This window comes from Latilactobacillus sakei (assembly GCA_002953655.1).
GTDB lineage: Bacteria > Bacillota > Bacilli > Lactobacillales > Lactobacillaceae > Latilactobacillus > Latilactobacillus sakei_A.
The window spans coordinates 936,503-956,556 of sequence record CP025839.1; the positions used below are offsets into that span (position 1 = coordinate 936,503).

Sequence of the window (20,054 nt, forward strand, 5' to 3'; positions counted from 1 at the left end):
GGGACTTTTTTTATTATATTAGGAGGGTTTCAAATGCAAAAGAATATTATTGATGAATTAACATGGCGCGACGCGATTAACCAACAAACAGATGCTGACGGGTTACGCGAATTAACTGAAAAGAAGAGTATCTCATTATACTGTGGGGTTGATCCTACTGGCGATAGTATGCATATCGGGCATTTAATTCCCTTCATGATGATGAAACGTTTCCAATTGGCTGGTCATCACCCATATATCGTTATCGGTGGGGGAACAGGTTCAATCGGTGATCCAAGTGGTCGTAAATCAGAACGTCAACTCCAAACAATGGAAATGGTTCAACATAACGTTGAAGCTTTATCGGGCCAAATGAAACGGTTATTCGGCACGGATGCTAACGTTTCAATGGTTAACAACTACGACTGGTTATCAAAAATTTCATTGTTAGATTTCTTACGTGATTACGGTAAGTTATTTAACATCAACACAATGTTGGCTAAAGACGTGGTTGCTAGTCGTTTAGATGTTGGGATTTCATTTACTGAATTCACCTACCAAATCTTACAATCAGTCGATTTCATGCACCTTTACAAAGCACACGATGTGCAACTACAAATCGGGGGTGCTGATCAATGGGGTAATATCACTTCAGGGATCGATATGATTCATAAAATTGAAGGTAGCGAAACAGAAGTCTACGGCTTAACAATTCCATTGATGCTCAAGGCTGATGGAACGAAGTTTGGTAAGACAGCTGGCGGTGCCATCTGGTTAGATCCTGAAAAGACAACCCCATACGAATTCTACCAATTCTGGTTAAACCAAGATGACCGGGATGTCGTTAAATACTTGAAATACTTCACTTTCTTAGATGAAGCTGAAATTAACGAACTCGCTAAAACAGTTGAAACAGCCCCTGAAAAACGGGTTGCCCAACGTCGCTTAGCTGAAGAAGTAACGCGTTTTGTGCATGGCCAAGCTGAATTAGAAGGGGCCCAAAAGATTACGGAAGTGCTTTTCTCAGGCGATATCAAAGCCTTAGATGTCAAAGAAGCAGAACAAGCCTTCCAAAAAGCACCAACAGTTGAAATCACAGCTGAAAAGAAAAATATCGTTGATTTCTTAGTGGACGCTGGGATTGAATCATCAAAACGACAAGCACGTGAAGATGTGCAAAACGGCGCCATCACAATTAACGGTGACCGTCTCCGCGAAACAACCCTTGAAATTGACCCAAGCGAAAACTTCGAAGGTAAATTTGTCATTGTCCGTCGCGGCAAGAAAAAATACTTCTTGGCAAGAGTAAAATAGAAGTGCGTTTGAAACGGTTTGACTCTGAGCATTAACATAATTTGGCGAATTAGCGATGAAATCGCTGATTTGACAAATGTCGTTAAGCACAGGAGTCAGTTTCAAAAAGCACGTTAAATAAAGTGAGTGCTGACTCGAGTTGGTTAGGCTTCGAGGATTAACGGTAAAATGGGTATTATGGCGGTTCTTGCCATAATACCCATTTTGCAGTTAACCGGAAAAGGCTACTCGAGAAGCACGTTAAATAAAATGAGTGCGTTCAAGCTTGGTCAACTTTTGAGCATTAGCACAGGGAAGCGAATTAGCGACACAGTCGATGATTTGATTCACAGCGCTAAGCGCAGAAAGTTAGCTTGGAAAGCACGTTAAAATAAAGAAGTGCATTTGGTTGCGGTTAGCAACTGAGCATTAATAAAAAATCGGCAGTAATCTAGGTTTTAGGATTACTGCCGATTTTAGTAGATTAAGCGGAGGTTGTTGCAACCAAAAGCACGTTAAAAATCACCCCTAACCCTCTTTACGAGCGTTCAGGGGTGATTTTTTTATATTTAATTTTCTGAAAGAAGGGTATACTTATTATTAAATAAATTGAAAAGAAAGAAAGTGACTTACAGATGGCGTTAAGTTATGCAGATAATCCGCAGGTTCAAAAGAATCGTTGGCGGATATTAACGGCGGTGGGGCTTTTTACCTTCATGGCCACCCTTGATGGGAGTATCGTCAATATTGCGTTACCTGTCATGAGTCGGGATTTGAAAATTCCGATGAATCAATCAGAATGGATTGTCTCGATATATTTGATTATGATTTGTGCTTTATTGCTATTATTTGGTAAAGTTGGCGATGCCTTCGGGAAAGTTAAAGTTTTCAAGATTGGGACTTTTCTTTTCGTATTAGGCTCATTACTATGTGGGTTTAACGGTGGCCTACCATTGTTACTTGGTGCGCGGGTCGTTCAAGCGCTAGGGGCTTCAATGACCATGAGTAATAATAACGGGATTATCACCGAAGTTTTCCCATTAAAAGAACGGGGCCGGGCATTAGGGTTAACCGGCTCATTTGTGGCTTTAGGCAGTATCGCGGGTCCCGGGATTGGTGGTTTGATCCTCGCACACTTTAGTTGGGGCTATATTTTCTGGATTAACGTGCCAATTGGTATTTTAACGATTATTTTTGGGCATTTTATTTTACCAAAAGATATTATTAAAACGCACGAAAAAATTGATTATGCCGGATTTGTTAGTTTTGCGGCCTTGATTGTCAGCTTATTCCTTGGCATTTTTATCGGCCAACAAATTGGTTTTACATCACCAATCATTTTAACGGCTTTTGTGGTAGCCTTAATCAGTGCCGGAATCTTTGTTTGGATCGAACAACATGTTGAACAGCCCTTATTATCATTTAGATTATTCAAGAATGTTGATTTTAGCTTAAGTTTGCTATGTGCATTCTTAATTTTTGTCGTCAATTTCTTCTTCAACGTCATTTCGCCATTCTATTTGGAAAATGCATTGGGCTTAGCGCCTAATTTGGCCGGTTATAGTTTAATGATTTTCCCAATCGTACAGGTGGTTGTGGCCCCAATTGCCGGTAGTATTTCAGATAAAATTGGTCCAGAATTATTAACCTTTGTCGGCTTGATTTTAATCTCAATTAGCCAAGTCGGTTATATGTTGATGAATTTACAAACGCCAATTTGGTTATTCATGTTCTTTGTCGGTTTAGTCGGACTGGGCAATGGGATTTTTCAAGCCCCCAATAATACAATTGTCATGAGTTCAGTTGGGGTTCAAGACTTAGGCGTTGCTGGTGGGATTAACGCCTTAGCGCGTAACTTAGGGATGGTCTTTGGGATTTCATTATCGACAACGGTCTTGTACGCCGCAATGAGTCGTAATTACGGTCAAAAAGTAACGGGATACATTCCAGGGCATGCGGACGTCTTCATTGCTGGGATGCATGATGCCTTCATGGTCGCCTTGGTTATTTGCTTGATTGCGACAGCCTTAACAGGATGGCGGATGCTGAAACATCGTCATTAAAATAAAAGCCATCAATTCTTTTAGGAATTGATGGCTTTTTCGTTAGCTGAAATTTGGCGGCTCTTAATCAAATACTGTGCGAGCGTTATGATAATTAGGACGTTACTGAACTGAAAATGATAACGCTGGAGCGGTAATCCGACAAGAAGGACTAATAAGAAGATTAAGTAGCCTTTTTGCCGTACGGTTTGAGCAGGATTACGATTAATGAAAACCCCTATCATTAGGGCGAATTTAAAAAAGAGTGTGATGAAGTAAAATAGGTTAAACGCTGGGCCTGATGGTGCGCTAAGTTTTAAGTAGTTACTTAGGATTAAACCCCATAAATTAATGATTAAGTAAAGATGGCGTTTGGAAAAGGCGATTGGTTTGAAGGCCGTTTTTGTGATAAATAATCGTGTAAAAAGCCAGATGCCCCAAATGCCGATTAGGGTTTGACTAAGATAAACAAGCATTAAAATGAAAGTAATTCGAGAATTAAAAACCGCTGCTACTGCTGTTATACCAACACTTGTGTTGGTGAAAAAAGCAACGACGGTGAGTGTGATATCAGATAATCCAAGGATCAATAAACTCGTCAAGGCGAGTGATGCGTTAATTTGACATCTTATCTGATAAATTAAAATGGCTAATAATAAGCATAATAGTACGGCTGTCATATTAGCTACCAATATGCCTTTTGTCCCCATAATACTGACAATCGAATAAGACGATTCAAAGAAAGGAAATCCCCAAAATAGATTTTCGTTACCAGTTAGATTAATTAGACTGGTGTATAGTTCGCCGGTCAGCCGGATGACACTCATACTAATCTGGCCTAGAAGAATGATTAATAAAAACCAATGACTGACGCGGGGATGACCAATAATTTTCCAATTTTTCTTTTTAAACATCTACAAGAACCCTACTTTCCAATATAAAAACTGATTATAACATAAAAAAGCACTCAGATGAGTGCTTTTAGTTGACGTTCTTAGGACCCGCGTTATTCGTTGTTTGGCCTTGTGTGTAGGCTAATAAATGATCACGTAAGTCATTTTCCATGTGGTTTAATTCTTTTTCAGCCATTTGCCGTTTTTCATGACCTTCTTGTTGAATCTTCAAGGTTTCTTGAAGGGTTTCGACTAAGTCGTTTTGGGTCTTTTGAAGGGTTTCGATATCAACAACACCCCGTTCGTTTTCCTTAGCAGTTTCAATCGAAGACATCTTCAACATCGCACTATTTTTCTTCAAGAGATCGTTAGTTGTTTCGGAAACTTGGCGTTGTGCAGTGACCGCATCTTTTTGACGGAGGAGGGTCAAGGCGATTGCGACTTGGTTCTTCCAAAGTGGAATTGCGGTGTTAATTGAGGCTTGAATCTTTTCAGCGAGCGCTTGGTTCGTATTTTGAATTAAGCGAATTTGTGGCGCTTGTTGGAGCGTAATTTGACGGGCTAACTCTAAATCATAAGTCCGCTTTTCAAGCCGGTTCTTAAATTGATTGAGATCATTGACCTCTTGCACAGCCATTTGGTTGTTATCATTTTCGGCTTTCGCCATGGCAGCTGGAATCTCAGTTTGATCGAGGGCTTGTAACTTGAGTTGACCAGCGGCGATGTAGATATTAAGTGCATCAAAGTAGGCTTTGTTTTTAGCGTATAGCCCTTCCAATGTTTCGTTATCACGCATTAAACCGTCTTTTTCTTTTTCCAGTTTGATCGCAATCCCGTCGATTTGAGCACCAATCTTTTGATACTTAGCAGTGACTTCGTAAACTGATTTTTTAATCTTACCAAACATTCGTTTGAAAACGTTGCTGTCTTCAGCCCGTAATTCGTCCGGGTTAGCTTCGTTTAGACGATACATCAACGAGGTCAGTGCGTCGCCGATTTCACCAGTTTCTTGGCTTTGAACTTGATTCAACATTGTTTGCGAAAAAGCACCTAGTTTCTTTTGAGCCTGGGCGCCGTAATTGAGAACTGCTTGTTGATCGTTAACGTCTAATTGTTCAGCCAATTGTTGGGCTTGTTGTTGTTGTTCAGGGGAGAGTTGGTTTAGTAATTCTTCACCTGATTTTTTGGTAACTGTTTCTTCAGTAACGGCAGGGGCCGCTTGATCAAATGGGTCCTTTAATAAATCACTCATTAAATCATCTTGTTTTTCGGTAACGTCTGTCATTAGTTTTCCTCCTTGTGGTCAGGGGTTGTTTGTTGTTTTGCAACTGAGATTTCAGTGTCGAGATCGTCTAAATCATCGGCCACAAAAGTTGCGTAATCTTGCTTAATTTGTTGGCTCAAAGCATCGATTGCTTCGGCAGATTTATCCAAAACAGCGTAAGTATCAGTCGTCTTAACTTCATGATGACTAATCTCGATGAATTTGCGCGTTAATTCATTAATGGAAGGTAAGTGACGATAGAGAAAATCGCTGGCTAAGTGCAAGCGTTTGGGTTCCTTGACGATTGCTTGGAACATAGCTTGACTGACACGCGTTGTTTCTTGATTTAAATCAATCGCCTTTAATTTAGGAAGAGCTTGCATGTTAGTTGCTAAAGCTTGAACTTCAATTTCGGCTTGGTGCATTGTTGATCTGAAGAAATCAATCTCATCATCACTCATGCCGGCATCTTGATAGTGCTTCAACATTTTATCTGAAATTTTGTGATTTGTTTTGTATTGGGGTTGTTGCTTAAGGCGTTTAAAACTGATTAGCATGTAGACCGCAGCGAGTAAGACACCTAGGCCGACCCACAAGAAGTTATCCCAATCGCCATAGAAATCAAAAAGAGTTGCGAACGTTGGAATTGAAACTGCCATAATTAGAAAGCCAATACACCATATTTTTATTTTTTTAAACATCATTGTCAGCTCCTAAATTTATATTGATGAGTTCATTTTAACAGTAATTTCATCAAAAAGGTATCAGCCTAAGGATGGATATTTAATCCCAACCAAATAATGAACTTTTACGGACTGATAGCGGACGATTTCAAAAGCGCGTATAATGATTGACAAGAATGCAAACTTAATTAAAGGTGGCTAATTTTAAATGTCTTATGAGGAAAAGGTATTATCTGAAGAAACACTTTTTAAAGGGCATGTGATTGATCTGGCGGTTCAACAAGTTGCCTTACCTGATGGTCAAACCGCCAGTCGCGAAATTGTCTATCACCATGGTGCGGTGGGGATTATTCCAATCACAACTGATGGTGAGCTATTATTGGTACGACAATGGCGCGCACCAATGCAACGTGAAACCCTTGAAATTCCAGCAGGAAAAATTGATTTAGGTGAAACGGACTTGGCTAAAGTTGCTTTACGAGAATTAAATGAAGAAACAGGCTTAACAACGGCTAATTTGCAAGAAATTGCTGAATTCTTTACATCGCCAGGTTTTTCTAATGAAAAAATGACGCTCTTTTATACGACGGCGCTAACACCGGTGGCTAATAAACGCCCGTTAGATGATGATGAGTTTTTGAATGTTGAACGTTTAACACTTGCACAAGCGCAAGCAGCTGTTAAGAGTGGGCTCATTTGTGATGCCAAAACAATTATGGCGCTATACTACTGGCAATTACAAAGCAAATAGGAGGGCTGACAATGGCTAATGAACCGAGTACGCGTGAAGCTTACCGCCAACAAAAAGAGGCGGCAGAAGCGGCTTTTAAACAACGCGATCAAGAACGGTTAAGAACCGAACGGGAATATGCCCGACAAAAGCAAAAGGCAGCCTTTAAAGCTGTGACTGAAGACGCCCCCGAAAAGAAGCGGCGGCGTGAGAAAAAAGAAGACCTCCCAGCTGTTAAACGCTTGAAGTATCGTTTGAACTGGGCGATCGGCATTACATTGGGATTAATTATAATCGTTTACTTGATCTTGTTTTTCCTATAAAATGGTAAAGTCGATTATTTTTAGGAAACGGAGAATATTAATATGAAAATTAGTGTCGTTTGTGCCATGGAAGAAGAAATTCGGACGTTATTAACGCAGTTAGAAGACGTTCAAGAACATACAGTGGCAGGCAATACCTTCTATAAAGGCCATTTGTACGGTCATGAAGTCACATTAGTTGAATCAGGGATTGGTAAAGTGCAAGCTGGGATGACAACGGCGATTTTATTAGCCGAAGAAAAACCAGATGTTGTGATTAATACCGGTTCAGCTGGTGGGATTGGCGAAGGCTTACACATCGGTGACGTTGTGATTTCAAGTCAAGTCGCATACCATGATGCTGAAGCAACGGCCTTTGGTTATTTACCAGGTCAATTACCGCAACAACCCCAACGTTTTGAAGGGGATGCTGACACAATTAAGCAAATTGAAGCGGCTGCCAAAGCAGTTGACTTACAACCACGTGTTGGTTTAATCGTCACGGGGGACCAATTTATCGCCAGCCAAGATAAAATCAAAGCAATTAAAGAAATCTATCCAGAAGCCCTTTCTTGTGAAATGGAAGGCGCAGCGATTGGCCAAGTGGCAACCCAATTTGGCATTCCATTTGTTGTTATCCGCGCCATGAGTGATGTTGGTGATGAAGATGCCGGTGTAACGTTTGACGAATTCATCGTAGAAGCCGGTCAAAAATCAGCAGCAATGCTCCTCAACTTCTTGAAGAATATTAAATAAGAATGAGTGCGTTTCAAGCTGGTTAGCTTTTGAGCATTAGCACAGGGGAGCGAATAAGCGACAAGGTCGCTTATTTGATTCACAGGGCTAAGCGCAGAAAGTTAGCTTGAAAAGCACGTTAAAAAAAGAAGTGTGTTTGAAACGGGATGACTCTGAGCATTAGCACAGGGAAACAAATGAGCGACCGAGTAAGTCTAGCTTTGATGCTAGGCTTATTTTTTTGGTAAAATAGTGATTTCTGGTAAACTAACGCTAATCTAATAACTGGATGCGGAGGGTTACCAGTGACATTAGGTGGACAAGGGAAGCCCGTTGCGATTACTAAAAAAATGAGATGTAAAATCATTGCTTATAATAAGGTATCGGCTGATTATGCTTATTTAGAAGGAGAGGGTAATCGAACGCTTGCTTATTGGCGAGCGGTTCATGACCCTTTTTTTGCGGCTGAATATGCCGAGTTACACCGAACATTTGAGCCAACGATCCCTTGTTTATGCGAGCGATTTATTGTTGTGAAAGTTTGAGTTGTCGTGCAATAGCTTCGTTAAAATTAATTAGTATAAGTATGCGGCTGTCTTTTTAAAGATAGCCGTATTTTTTTAGAGTTTAAAAATTGACAGAAATAAAATACGTGGTAATATTTACCTATTCAATGAATTCGTTGAATGAATTTTGATTTCAAAATAATGTGGAGGAACACTGATGGAAAAATTACCGGTTATGAGTAAAAAAGCGCTAGATACAAAATTAAAACAGGGTAAATATGTATTAGTTTTTATGGCAGATTGGTGTCCTGACTGCCATTTTATTAAGCCTCACTTACCAGAAATTGAATCTGATTTTCCAGATTATCAGTTTATTGAGGTTGATCGCGACGAAAATATTGATTTGGCACAAGCGTTAAATATTTTTGGCATCCCAAGCTTCATCGCTTATCAAGATGGTTATGAAATCAGTCGATTAGTTAATAAAGAACGTAAAACGAAAGCAGAAGTTGAACAATTTTTAAATAATATTACTACTAATGGAGGTGCAGACAAATGATGGATTATGACGTTATTGTAATCGGTGCTGGACCTGGGGGCATGACTGCGGCGATGTATGCTGCTCGGGCTAATTTGAAAGTAGCAATGCTTGATCGCGGTGTTTATGGTGGTCAAATGAATAATACAGATGATATTGAAAACTATCCGGGTTATCAGTCGATTAAAGGTCCTGAATTGGGAGAAAGAATGTATGAAACGGCTACTAATGCGGGGGTCGAATTTGTTTATGGCGATGTTCAAGAGGTGACAATTGATGAGCACCAGACTAAGCATATTCGTACTGATAGTGATGATTTCACAACTAAAGTAGTGATTATTGCAACAGGATCAACGAACCGCAAGTTGGGAGTTTTAGGGGAAGAAAAATACTCCGGCAAAGGGATCTCGTATTGTGCAGTTTGTGATGGGGCTTTCTTTAAAAATAAAAATGTGACGGTAGTTGGTGGTGGTGATTCCGCTATTTCGGAAGGTCTATATTTAGCCAATATCACCAAGAATGTTAACGTAATTCATCGCCGGGATGAATTACGCGCCCAAAAGGTGCTTCAAAACCGCGCCTTTGCAAATGATAAGATGGCTTTTACGTGGCATGCGGGTGTCACTGAAATTATGGGTGATGATCAACATGTGACGGGGGTTAAGATGCTCGACAATGAAACTGGGGAAGAAAAAATAATCAATACTTCCGGTGTTTTCATTTACGTTGGGAATGTTCCTAACAGCCAAATGTTTAAAAAGCTCAATATTACAGATGAAGCTGGTTGGATTGTGACAGATACCGAAATGGCAACGTCAATTCCTGGGATTTACGCCGTTGGAGATGTCCGCCAGAAAAAATTACGCCAAATTACAACAGCAGTTGGGGATGGTGGAATCGCTGGGCAAAATGCTTTTGAATATATTGAACAGTTAAATTATGAGGCAACGATTAAACAATAGAGGATGGTTATTGAAATGGAAATTAAGTATTGGTCAGATATTGCGTGCCCTTTTTGTTATATCGGTTCGAATCGGATGAAGCGGGCAATGAAAGAAATTGGAATTTACGATGACACACAATTAGTATTTAAATCTTTTGAGTTAGACCCAACGGCTCCTAAAGAGACAACTGAAGGCTATATTAATCACTTTACGCAAGGTAATCGAGCCTTGGAAGCACAAGCAAAAGATCAAATGGCTTATATTGAACAAATGGCTAAGGACGATGGGTTACCAATGGCAATTAATCGGGTTGTCCCAACAAATACGATTGATGCTCATCGATTAATTAAGTTGGCGGAAAGTAAAGAAAATCCGGTACTGACTGAAAAGGTCATCAAACGTTTTTATCAAGTTTACTTTAATGATGGGCAATCAATCGCGGATCATGCTATTTTATTAGCGGCTGCTACTGAAGTGGGATTGGATAAAAATGAAGTGAGCCAGGTTTTAAATTCGGATGACTATCACCAGGCTGTACTGGATGATGAAAATGAAGCACAGCAATTAGGGATTCATGCCGCCCCTTATTTTGTAATTAATAATAAGTACGCCATCAGTGGGGCGCAACCTTATGAGGCCTTTGTAAAAGCACTTAAGCAAATTCAATCAAAGGAGCAAGCATAATGAATGATAATCCGTTTGAAACAATTGAAATTACCGGCAATGATCCTGAATCCGGTATCTGTGGGCCGGATGGCTGCCTGATTGCCGATCACCAGGATAATGATAACAATTCAGAAAGTTAGTTAAATAAGAACCTTAGCTATTTAGGAAAATAGCTAAGGCTTTTATTTTGGTTAAAAGTAAGTGGCTATATTGTTGACTAAACTAATTAACCCAGTTAGACTGATTGAAATTGCCTGTAAAAAAGGAGTGAATTTAGATGATTCCCAAACGATTATCAAAAGGCGATGAGATTCGGGTCATCGCACCTAGCAATAGTTTACAAAGTGTAGGCGGGTTTGGTGCTAATCAAGTGGCGCACAAACGCCTGAATGACCTTGGATATCAGGTCACATTTGGTCAAAATGTGATGGTGATGGATTGTTTAAATTCAAGTCCAATTGAGGCGCGGGTTGCTGATTTACATGCGGCTTTTTTAGATGATAACGTCAAAGCAATTTTGGCAGTGACTGGTGGTTATAATGCCAACGAATTATTGCCATACCTCGATTTTGAGTTGATTGCTAAACACCCTAAGATTATTTGCGGCTATTCTGACTTTACATCGTTGGCCAATGCGATTACCGCTAAGACCGGCTTAGTGACCTACTACGGCCCATCTTATATTGCATTTAAATTAGCGGATCAACTCGGTGACTATCAAGTTCAGAATTGGCAAAAGGTGATGACTCAGGGTGCGGACCCAGTTCGGTTGACTGCGTCTGCTCAATGGGCAAGTGATGCATGGTACTTGCCGGATGCTAAGCGCGACTACTACGACAACCAATGGCAGACATATACCAAAGGCCGCGTGACGGGTGAGTTAGTGGGGGGCAACTTAAATACGCTCTATGCCTTACAAGGAACGCCTTACCAACCAAATTATGATCGTAAAATTTTATTGCTCGAGTGTTCAGATGATTCTGATCGTTATGATTTTTCACGCAATCTAGCGGCACTCTTACAAAGTATTCAACAACCGCGGGCACTGATTATCGGGCGGGTTCCGACTGATGTTGATTTGGATGAAGAAATGCTTTTATATATTTTAGCGAAATTTCCAATTTTAAAGACGATACCAGTCCTCTATCATGTCAATGTTGGGCATACGCAACCGATTCTGACATTGCCAATTGGCCAGACAATTACGGTGGATGCGACGGAGAAATGGTTGCAGATTTAGTATCTATTCAAGTTTGGTTATTTTTTTAGATTTTAGAAGTTTTAAAAAGTTTATGAATCGAAATGAATAATGACTTTTGAGACTGACACAAATTTACTTTTGTGCCAGCCTTTTTTAATAAAAAAACGCACCTTCATCAGAAGATACGTTTCTAGACTTATATTTTAAAGATATTATAACTGTCTTAAAGCTGCCATTAGGGCTGGTTGCCGTTGAATTTCCGTTAGCGGTAAATCATTGGTAATTTGATGGTCTTCATTAAAAATAACAATTCGCTTAGCGATTTGTTGGACCTGTTTGTAGTTATGACTGGCAAGCAAAATACTTTTGCCAGCCTGGTTCAGCTGTTGTAATAGTTGGACTAATAGTGTCTGATAGGCTGCTGATAAACCATTAAAGGGTTCATCCCAAATAATCATTTCGGGATTCATCGTTAAGACGCTCCCTAATGCGACTAATTTTTTCTCGCCACCTGATAATTGATATGGAACCCGGTCGGCTAATTTCTCGATGTGGAGTAGTTTCAAACAATCTTGGACCCGCCTTTGTACGTCTACTGTAGCCAGACCCATTTGTTCTGGTCCAAAGGCGAGTTCGGCGGAAACCGTTTCGTTGAAGAGTTGCACATCACTGTTTTGAAAAACAAAGCCGACCGCACGATGTAAGGCGGTCGTTTGAGCCGCATTTTTTAAAAAATGGTGATCAACTAACTGGTCCTTAAAATAATATTGGCCGGCCGTTGGTTCGATTAAACCGTTAATTAATTTGAATAAGGTTGATTTACCAGAACCGTTGGGCCCCATAAACGCGACTGCTTCACCAGGCTGAATAGTGAGCGAAATATCCGCCAAACTATCTGTTTGGGTGTAAGCGTAGTGAACGTGATTGAGTTGTAGCATATTAATTACCTCCGAATGAGACAGAATAGACCAATTAAAGCAAAATCCCAACCGATTAAGCGCCAATCATAACGAGTAATGGTCAGAGGGGGCCGTCGATTGCTTTGACCAGTGTAGCCACGCAGCACCATTGCGTGATATAAATCAGTCATATAGGCGCGCGCACTGAGATAAAGGCGCCCAATAAGTGAACCGACTAAATGTTGCCTTTTTTTCGCTTTGCCAGTGGCCCGTAAACGAATTGCCCAGAGTGATTCTTGTAAGAATTGGGCTAATAAATGACTGTATTTAAGGCTGATTTCTAACGTTAAAATCAACAGCGTCGGAAGTTTGAGCTGGCGTAAGGCTAAAATAAACGTGGGCCAGGTAATCGTTTGGACAAAAAAGCCAATATTAAATAAAATCACTTCAGTGCGAATGATGAAATACCAAGTCGTCTGAATTTGACCGAGCCAGAAATTCGGTAAAACTAAGGCGAGTGCGATCAAACTAATACTGGCGACGCGTTTTAGAAGTGGTCCAATTTGATAGCTTGGCAATCGGCAAATCCGGATTAAGGTTAGTAGGCCGATTAACCAGACGAGTAAAGCGCTATGTGTGAGGACTAGGATGAAGAGTGTCACAAGAAAGCTGATAAGTTGAATGCCAGGTGTTTGATGACAAGTATGTTGGTTTGTGTGAGTAGCAGGTTGTGCTAGTCGATTTAAAACCGTTTCGAGTAACCGTAAATTTTGAATTAAAAAACGGTCGGGTTTAGCGACCGTTTGGGGGATTATTTCTGTTTTGTTGAGCCAATCAGGTAGTTTAGGCGTGGGTTGCATAATGGTTAATCACCAGTTTTCCAATGAGATAGAAGATAAGAACCGCTGTGAGTGCAGATAGCATGTAGCCAAGTGGCAGGGGAAGCCCTTGGATCGTGTAATCGCTAAAGAGGGCGTTAAAGTTTAAGCCATGGGCCATCCCGGTCGGGAGGACTTGGCTAAGATGGGCTGCTTTCAATTGTTGCAAGAGTTCGCTTGCGTCCCATTCACCCCAAGCAGTGCCACTTGCTAATAAACCAATCGGTGACAAAATAATCAAACCAGCGATGAAAGTATAAAGGGCGTGATGTAGTTTTTTAGGAGTTGCTACCACAGCGCTTTTTTGAGGGGCGGCATAAAGTTCGTTAGGGGCGACTTTTTTGATAAATTGATAGACCGCAACCGTGAAACCAGCTTCAACCCAGCCGGCCACTAATAGGTGGGCGAATAACATTGCTGGAATCGCAATGTGTAGCGGGTAAGGGGCGTAAAGTGGTTGACCAGCTGCGTCATGGGCGATTAAGGGTTGTAAGCCAAGTTCAATGCCCGCCATTAAAGCCGCGGCGTTGATGCCTAGATAAGCACCAAGGATAACACCCAACTTTTCATGATGCGATTTTTGGAAAAGTCGATAAATACCATAACCGACAAAAGGCATAACAACCGCCATATTGAAGATATTAGCACCGAGCGCGAGGATGCCACCATCGCCAAACAAGAAAGCTTGTGTCACTAAGGCCAGGGTTACCGATAAACTGGCGGCATACGGGCCAATCAGGATAGCGAGTAAAGTAGCACCAACGGCATGAGCGGTTGTCCCGCCAGGAATCGGTACGTTAAACATCATCATTAAAAATGAAAGAGAAGCGGAGATGCCTAGCATTGGTACCGTTTCTTTTTTTTCGGATATTTGTAATTTAACTTTTTTTAAGGCTAATCCAACGACTGGAACAGCTGCAACAAAGAAAAAGGCGCAGGTTTGTGGGCTTAAGTAATTATCGGGAATATGCATAGAATGAAACCTCCATTGAGTGATTTGTTGCTGTTAATGTTACGCGTCTCATAGGGGTTTTCAATATCTTTTCATGTATACAAATGTTAACAAATTAGTTGGCAATGTTATCTAATAAGTAACTCACATCTTTAATTAAAAATTTGTGACCACTGGTTTGTAAGACGCCATCTTTTTTTAACTGATTGAGCATTCGGTTGACGCTACTTCTGGAGCTAATGCCACAAAAACCAGCGATATCTTCGTTGGTGACTACAAAGTCAATGAGGATGCCATCTTTTTGTTTGACGCCAAACAGATCCATTAGATTGTATAAGAAGGCGCATAAACCACCCTTTTTACCATTCATCATCATCTTTTGAAGGCGATAAATATTTTCGGATAGTTTTTTGCGATAGTAGTTTTTAATGTAATTTTGTAATTCGGGCGTTCCGTTGACATAGTTCCAAAAGGTGACCCGGTCAATTTGATAAAAAGTGGCTTCATCAGATTCAATACGGACATTAAAGGGTTGATCCGTATACTTAGAGACTTCATCTCGTAAGAGTGAGATGACATCAGGCTGTGCAATATAAGATAAGTTAAATTCACGACCATCTTGCAAGATAATCGAATTTTTAATAATCCCCTTTTTTAAAATATAGGTATAACGTTCTTCTAGACCGTGATAAGTCAGATACGTATGTCTTTTTTTAGTAATAATTGGTACGTGACGCTCTTCTAAAAAGTTAATTAAAAATTCAATATCGTTTAAAACCATAATTCTATTAGCCTACCCTTAGTTGAGATTGATAATCAATATACTTATTGTTCTATAACTTGAGTCTTAAGTGTACGCTATTTCGTTCAAATATTTGTTAACATTTGTAACCTTCCTTTTATAACGTTTAATGTTGTTTATAAATTATACCGCATTGTTTTCAGAAAATCTGTATAACTATAACCGTAGCTTTTTTAAGCATTAATTTAGAATCGAGAAAGGAAGTCCTACAGTTTGGTAGCTATAAAATTACCTTACGATCAAAAAATTATTACGGCCAATATTCCGGATACTAATTTTGCCGGGAAGCTGGTTTCCCAAGCAGCCACTTATCAAAATCCATTAAGTGAAGCTGAAACGGTTGAACAATCATTGGATAATCCCATTGATAGTCCTAAATTGGAAGAATTGGCGAAGGGCAAGAAGAACATTGTCATTATTAGTTCCGATCATACTCGTCCGGTTCCTTCACATATCATCACACCCATTCTTTTAAGACGGATTCGTTCCGTAGCCCCAGATGCACGGATTCGTATTTTGGTGGCCACCGGATTTCACCGGCCTTCAACGCACGAAGAATTGGTTAACAAATATGGTGAAGAAATTGTTGCTAATGAAGAAATCGTCATGCACATCTCAACTGATGATAGTTCAGTGGTTAAAATTGGTCAATTACCTTCAGGTGGCGATTGTATTATCAATAAAATCGCTGTGGAAGCTGACTTATTAATTTCAGAAGGTTTCATTGAATCTCATTTCTTTGCTGGCTTTTCTGGTGGTCGGAAATCAGTTTTACCAGGTGTAGCGTCATATAAAACAATCATGGCTAATCACTCAGGTGAATTTATCAACTCGCATTATTCAAGAACCGGTAATTTAATGCATAACCCAGTCCACAAGGATATGGTTTATGCCGCTAAAAAAGCTGGTCTTGAATTTATCTTGAATGTCGTTTTGGATGAAGACAAACACATCATCGGTTCATTCGCAGGTAACTTAGAAACAGCGCATAAAAAAGGTTGTGATTTCGTTGAGAGTTTATCTGAAGTCGACAAAATTGACTGTGATATTGCTATTTCGACGAATGGTGGTTACCCACTTGATCAAAATATCTACCAAGCAGTCAAAGGGATGACCGCTGCTGAAGCCACCAACAAACAAGGCGGCGTCATTATCATGGTCGCTGGTGCGCGTGATGGGCATGGCGGTGATGGGTTCTACCATAATATCGCTGACGTTAAGGATCCTAAGGAATTCTTAGAGCAAGCGATTAACACACCACGGCTTGAAACGGTGCCCGATCAATGGACGTCACAAATTTTAGCCCGGATTTTAGTGCAACATCACGTGATTTTCGTATCAGATTTAGTTGATCCCCAATTAATTACCGATATGCATATGGAACTGGCAACTAGTTTAGATGCTGCTTTAGAACGGGCTTACGCAATTGAAGGTGCGGACGCAAAAGTAACCGTCATTCCTGATGGATTAGGGGTCATTGTTAAATAACAAATAGAAAGAATGAGAAACTTGGACACAACTAATGCGCTCCAACAGCTTTTAGTAGCTGTTGCGCAACAAAAAATAAGCATCGCAGAAGCGACTCACCAAATCGAAAAAACACAGACGATTGATGATCTAGGCTTTGCCAAGGTTGACTTAAGTCGTCAAAAACGTAATGGGTATCCAGAAGTGATTTATGGCGCTGGTAAAACAGCCGAGCAAATCATTGGGATTATCGATTCTTTAAAGCGCCATGCTGAAAATATTCTCTGTACGAGAGTCACCCCCAAAAAGTATGCGGCGATTAGAGTTGCCGAACCGGCTGCCCACTATGATGAAATAGCCCAGTGTGTCACTTTGATGTTAAAACCAGTCTCACAAACTAAGCATTATATTGCTGTCGTAACGGCTGGTACTTCTGATATGGCGGTTGCTGAAGAAGCAGCCGTCACCGCAGAGGTCTATGGTAACCAAGTCAAACGAATTTATGATGTGGGTGTCGCCGGTATTCATCGCCTTTTTGAGCATTTAGATGAGATTCGTGAGGCCCAGGTGGTAATTGTGGTCGCTGGGATGGAAGGTGCTCTAGCCAGTGTTGTCGGTGGGTTAATTGAAAAGCCACTGATTGCCGTCCCCACTAGCATCGGCTATGGCACTAACTTTGGTGGCTTAACGGCGCTGATGACGATGCTTAATAGTTGTGCCTCAGGCATTACGGTTGTCAATGTCGATAATGGCTTTGGCGCCGGTTACTCAGCAAGTATGATTAATCATTTAAGTGATACGGAGGATGACAAATGAGAACTCTTTATTTAGACGCTTTTTCAGGGATTAGTGGCGATATGTTTATTGGGGCTTTGCTTGATTTAGGGCTTGATTTTAAACAATTTGAAACTGAACTTGCTAAGTTGAATATTTCTGGCTACCACCTACATGCGGCACGCATTGCTAAAAGTAGTATTTATGGGACCGATTTTGATGTTCATTTACCAGAATCCGTGCACAAGGATGAGGGTTTCGTTGAAGTAACACCAGCTCATCATCATCATGAGCACGTACATCAACATGCCAATGGGCACACCCACAGTCACGGAGATGACGTGCGACATCTGAAGGATATCGAAGCGATTATCGATCATAGTGATTTAAGCGATTATGTTAAAACTAATGCTAAACAGGTTTTTACAGAAATTGCCAAATCAGAAGCGGTCGTTCACGAATTACCATTAAGTGATGTCCATTTCCACGAAGTTGGTGCGCTCGATTCAATCGTTGATATTGTCGGCGCGTTTGTCGCCCTCGAATTATTGGCAGTCGATCAAGTCTATTCATCCGAATTAACGGATGGCAGTGGCTTTATCAAAGTGGCCCACGGGATGATGCCCGTCCCAGTACCAGCTGTGATGCAGATGCGAGTGGGCAGTGCGATTCCGATTAAGCAAAACCCAGAGATTCATACGGAATTGATTACGCCAACGGGAATGGGGATTGTCAAGACAATTGTCGATCAATTCCGTCCAATTCCTGATAATCAAACAATTACTAAAGTCGGTTATGGCTTTGGTAAACGGGAAACACCACAACTCAACGCATTACGTGTGATGTTGTGCGAAAAAAAAAACTAAGCCAACAAGTTGTTGAGAAAAAGTCAGATCAGATATTAGTGTTGGAGGCCAACATTGATGATCAGTCAGCGGAAAGTTTAGCACCGGTTTTAGATTTATTGATGGATAATGGGGCGCTCGATGCCTTTTTCAGTTCCATTCAAATGAAGAAAAACCGACCAGCTATTAAACTAACGGTCATGATTCATCCAGCCGATCAGCAAGCTATGACTTATCTGATCTTGAAACACACATCAACCGTTGGTGTACGTTACCAGACAATGGGGCGTACTATTATGCCACGGCATTTTATCACCGTCACGACGAGTTACGGTGATATTCGGGTCAAAGTGGTTAATTATGACGATATTGAAAAATATACACCAGAATTTGACGACTGTTTAGCAGCCGCTAAGACGCATGACGTGGCACTTAATCAAGTTTATCTCGCTGTTTATCAGCAATTAAAATAAAAGTGCGTTGCCAGTGGTTAGCTTGCGAGCATTTGCCTAATCAGACGAATTGCCGACAAAGTCGGTGATTTGACTGATGTAGCAAAGCACAGCAAGATACTGGCAAAAGCACGTTTAAAATTTGGAGGAATTTATTCATGGTTCATCAGTTATTAGCAGAATTTATGGGCACAGCGCTCATGATTATTTTCGGGGTCGGGGTTCATAGTGATGAAGTCCTAAAGGGGTCAAAATATCGTGGTTCAGGGCATTTATTTGCGATTACAACCTGGGGCTTCGGGATTACAGTAGCCTTATTCATCTTCGGGGATGTTTCAATCAACCCAGCCATGGTATTGGCACAATGTGTTTTAGGCAATATTTCATGGGCAATGTTTATTCCTTATTCCGTTGCTGAAGTCTTAGGTGGGATTGTTGGGGCAGTGATTGTCTACATTATGTACGCCGACGAATTTAAAGCTTCAGAAGGCAATGTGGATCCAGTCGCTGTTCGCAATATTTTCTCAACAGCACCTGGTATCCGTAATTTACCACGGAATTTCTTCGTTGAATTTTTTGCAACATTCGTCTTTATTGCATCAATTATTGCCATTACACAAATCAAGACGCCTGGGATTGCCCCAATTGCTGTTGGTTTACTTGTTTGGGCAATTGGGATGGGAATGGGCGGTCCTACTGGATTTGCGATGAACTTGGCGCGTGATATGGGGCCTAGAATTGCCCACGCTATTTTACCCATCAAAAATAAAGCTAACTCAGATTGGCAATACGGCATTATCGTACCAGGGATTGCCCCATTTGTTGGGGGCTTATGTGCCGCACTTTTCATGCGGAGCTTCTTTGGTATCTAATTCAATCGGAGGAATCAATTATGCGTGAACAAATTAAACAAACTCAAAATATGATGGTCGACTTATTTGAAGTTGCCGCACATGCCTCACAACCAGGGACAATTTCAACAAGCTTGATTGAAGCCCAACAAGCACTTTTAACCGCGGAACAACTATACGGGGATTTAGACGATGCACAACAGAATGCGGGTCAATCAACATTCAAACACTTTGTTGATAGTGCCACAGATTTGAATTTAATGATTGTCAAAAGTTTAGATAATAATGATTTAGCTTATGCTGATCGGATTCAAAATGGTTTATCAGAATTAAAACAATTAATTTAATTATATAGAAA

General features: G+C 40.7%; 23 protein-coding genes and 1 pseudogene. 17 read left to right on the top strand and 7 right to left on the bottom strand.

Going from position 1 to position 20,054, the window contains the following annotated elements; all coding sequences use genetic code 11:
• Positions 1 to 33: 33 nt before the first annotated feature.
• The 3 genes from C0213_04640 (at position 34) to C0213_04650 (ending at position 3,335) form a co-directional block, all read left to right on the top strand.
• Entirely contained in the window at positions 34 to 1,293 is a 1,260-nt protein-coding gene (locus tag C0213_04640; protein ID AUX11721.1) for a tyrosine--tRNA ligase, read from the top strand.
• A 168-nt stretch (positions 1,294 to 1,461) separates the two neighbouring features.
• Positions 1,462 to 1,662, top strand: a complete 201-nt coding sequence (locus tag C0213_04645) for a hypothetical protein (protein ID AUX11722.1) — start codon at positions 1,462 to 1,464, stop codon at positions 1,660 to 1,662.
• 245 nt (positions 1,663 to 1,907) lie between these two features.
• Positions 1,908 to 3,335, top strand: coding sequence for an MFS transporter (locus C0213_04650; protein AUX11723.1), 1,428 nt, complete (start codon positions 1,908 to 1,910; stop codon positions 3,333 to 3,335).
• Positions 3,336 to 3,355: 20 nt separating this feature from the next.
• Here C0213_04650 and C0213_04655 read toward each other — a convergent pair whose 3' ends face one another.
• The 3 genes from C0213_04655 to C0213_04665 all read right to left on the bottom strand — a co-directional run bounded on the left by C0213_04655 (position 3,356) and on the right by C0213_04665 (position 6,172).
• Positions 3,356 to 4,228 (bottom strand): hypothetical protein, encoded by an 873-nt coding sequence (locus C0213_04655; protein AUX11724.1) that lies wholly within the window; start codon positions 4,226 to 4,228, stop codon positions 3,356 to 3,358.
• Between the two features lie 67 nt (positions 4,229 to 4,295).
• On the bottom strand, positions 4,296 to 5,492 hold the full coding sequence (locus C0213_04660) for a toxic anion resistance protein (protein ID AUX11725.1): 1,197 nt from the start codon (positions 5,490 to 5,492) through the stop codon (positions 4,296 to 4,298).
• Positions 5,492 to 6,172 (bottom strand): 5-bromo-4-chloroindolyl phosphate hydrolase, encoded by a 681-nt coding sequence (locus C0213_04665; protein AUX11726.1) that lies wholly within the window; start codon positions 6,170 to 6,172, stop codon positions 5,492 to 5,494. Before C0213_04665 ends, C0213_04660 begins: the two co-directional genes overlap by 1 nt.
• Before the next feature lie 190 nt (positions 6,173 to 6,362).
• Here C0213_04665 and C0213_04670 point away from each other — a divergent pair, with 190 nt between their 5' ends.
• The 8 genes and pseudogenes from C0213_04670 to C0213_04705 all read left to right on the top strand — a co-directional run bounded on the left by C0213_04670 (position 6,363) and on the right by C0213_04705 (position 11,815).
• The gene (locus C0213_04670) at positions 6,363 to 6,905 is read left to right on the top strand and encodes an ADP-ribose pyrophosphatase (GenBank protein AUX11727.1); all 543 of its coding nucleotides are present in this window, start codon (positions 6,363 to 6,365) and stop codon (positions 6,903 to 6,905) included.
• Positions 6,906 to 6,916: 11 nt separating this feature from the next.
• Positions 6,917 to 7,207, top strand: coding sequence for a hypothetical protein (locus C0213_04675; GenBank protein AUX11728.1), 291 nt, complete (start codon positions 6,917 to 6,919; stop codon positions 7,205 to 7,207).
• A gap of 42 nt (positions 7,208 to 7,249) precedes the next feature.
• On the top strand, positions 7,250 to 7,942 hold the full coding sequence (locus C0213_04680; GenBank protein ID AUX11729.1) for a 5'-methylthioadenosine/S-adenosylhomocysteine nucleosidase: 693 nt from the start codon (positions 7,250 to 7,252) through the stop codon (positions 7,940 to 7,942).
• A gap of 296 nt (positions 7,943 to 8,238) precedes the next feature.
• Positions 8,239 to 8,466 (top strand): annotated as a pseudogene (locus C0213_04685) (RNA-binding protein).
• A 178-nt stretch (positions 8,467 to 8,644) separates the two neighbouring features.
• Positions 8,645 to 8,986: a thiol reductase thioredoxin gene (locus tag C0213_04690; protein ID AUX11730.1), complete on the top strand. Its 342-nt coding sequence runs from the start codon at positions 8,645 to 8,647 to the stop codon at positions 8,984 to 8,986.
• Positions 8,983 to 9,927 carry a thioredoxin-disulfide reductase gene (trxB, locus tag C0213_04695; protein AUX11731.1) on the top strand — a complete coding sequence of 315 codons (945 nt, stop codon included), beginning with the start codon at positions 8,983 to 8,985 and terminating at the stop codon, positions 9,925 to 9,927. The genes C0213_04690 and trxB overlap by 4 nt, the downstream gene beginning before the upstream one ends.
• Positions 9,928 to 9,942: 15 nt before the next feature.
• Positions 9,943 to 10,593, top strand: coding sequence for a DsbA family oxidoreductase (locus tag C0213_04700; protein AUX11732.1), 651 nt, complete (start codon positions 9,943 to 9,945; stop codon positions 10,591 to 10,593).
• A 259-nt stretch (positions 10,594 to 10,852) separates the two neighbouring features.
• Positions 10,853 to 11,815 (top strand): LD-carboxypeptidase, encoded by a 963-nt coding sequence (locus C0213_04705; GenBank protein AUX11733.1) that lies wholly within the window; start codon positions 10,853 to 10,855, stop codon positions 11,813 to 11,815.
• Positions 11,816 to 11,988: 173 nt separating this feature from the next.
• On the opposite strand, the gene C0213_04710 is transcribed toward C0213_04705, so the two are convergent.
• From C0213_04710 to C0213_04725, 4 genes are all read right to left on the bottom strand, one after another.
• Positions 11,989 to 12,714, bottom strand: a complete 726-nt coding sequence (locus C0213_04710) for a cobalt ABC transporter (GenBank protein AUX11734.1) — start codon at positions 12,712 to 12,714, stop codon at positions 11,989 to 11,991.
• A 5-nt stretch (positions 12,715 to 12,719) separates the two neighbouring features.
• Positions 12,720 to 13,535, bottom strand: a complete 816-nt coding sequence (locus tag C0213_04715) for a cobalt ABC transporter permease (GenBank protein AUX11735.1) — start codon at positions 13,533 to 13,535, stop codon at positions 12,720 to 12,722.
• Entirely contained in the window at positions 13,519 to 14,526 is a 1,008-nt protein-coding gene (locus C0213_04720) for a cobalamin biosynthesis protein CbiM (GenBank protein AUX11736.1), read from the bottom strand. The genes C0213_04715 and C0213_04720 overlap by 17 nt, the downstream gene beginning before the upstream one ends.
• Before the next feature lie 94 nt (positions 14,527 to 14,620).
• Complete coding sequence (locus C0213_04725; protein ID AUX11737.1) at positions 14,621 to 15,286, bottom strand: Crp/Fnr family transcriptional regulator; 666 nt, start codon at positions 15,284 to 15,286, stop codon at positions 14,621 to 14,623.
• Between the two features lie 234 nt (positions 15,287 to 15,520).
• Between C0213_04725 and C0213_04730 the strand changes: the two genes are divergently transcribed.
• The 6 genes from C0213_04730 to C0213_04755 all read left to right on the top strand — a co-directional run bounded on the left by C0213_04730 (position 15,521) and on the right by C0213_04755 (position 20,043).
• Positions 15,521 to 16,795 (top strand): lactate racemization operon protein LarA, encoded by a 1,275-nt coding sequence (locus tag C0213_04730; protein ID AUX11738.1) that lies wholly within the window; start codon positions 15,521 to 15,523, stop codon positions 16,793 to 16,795.
• 12 nt (positions 16,796 to 16,807) lie between these two features.
• The gene (locus tag C0213_04735; protein ID AUX11739.1) at positions 16,808 to 17,590 is read left to right on the top strand and encodes a 1-(5-phosphoribosyl)-5-amino-4-imidazole-carboxylate carboxylase; all 783 of its coding nucleotides are present in this window, start codon (positions 16,808 to 16,810) and stop codon (positions 17,588 to 17,590) included.
• Positions 17,587 to 18,414, top strand: a complete 828-nt coding sequence (locus tag C0213_04740; protein AUX11740.1) for a lactate racemization operon protein — start codon at positions 17,587 to 17,589, stop codon at positions 18,412 to 18,414. The genes C0213_04735 and C0213_04740 overlap by 4 nt, the downstream gene beginning before the upstream one ends.
• The gene (locus C0213_04745; protein ID AUX11741.1) at positions 18,396 to 18,866 is read left to right on the top strand and encodes a hypothetical protein; all 471 of its coding nucleotides are present in this window, start codon (positions 18,396 to 18,398) and stop codon (positions 18,864 to 18,866) included. The genes C0213_04740 and C0213_04745 overlap by 19 nt, the downstream gene beginning before the upstream one ends.
• A 137-nt stretch (positions 18,867 to 19,003) precedes the next feature.
• Entirely contained in the window at positions 19,004 to 19,717 is a 714-nt protein-coding gene (locus tag C0213_04750) for an aquaporin family protein (protein ID AUX11742.1), read from the top strand.
• A 20-nt stretch (positions 19,718 to 19,737) separates the two neighbouring features.
• Positions 19,738 to 20,043 (top strand): hypothetical protein, encoded by a 306-nt coding sequence (locus C0213_04755; GenBank protein AUX11743.1) that lies wholly within the window; start codon positions 19,738 to 19,740, stop codon positions 20,041 to 20,043.
• Positions 20,044 to 20,054 lie beyond the last annotated feature (11 nt).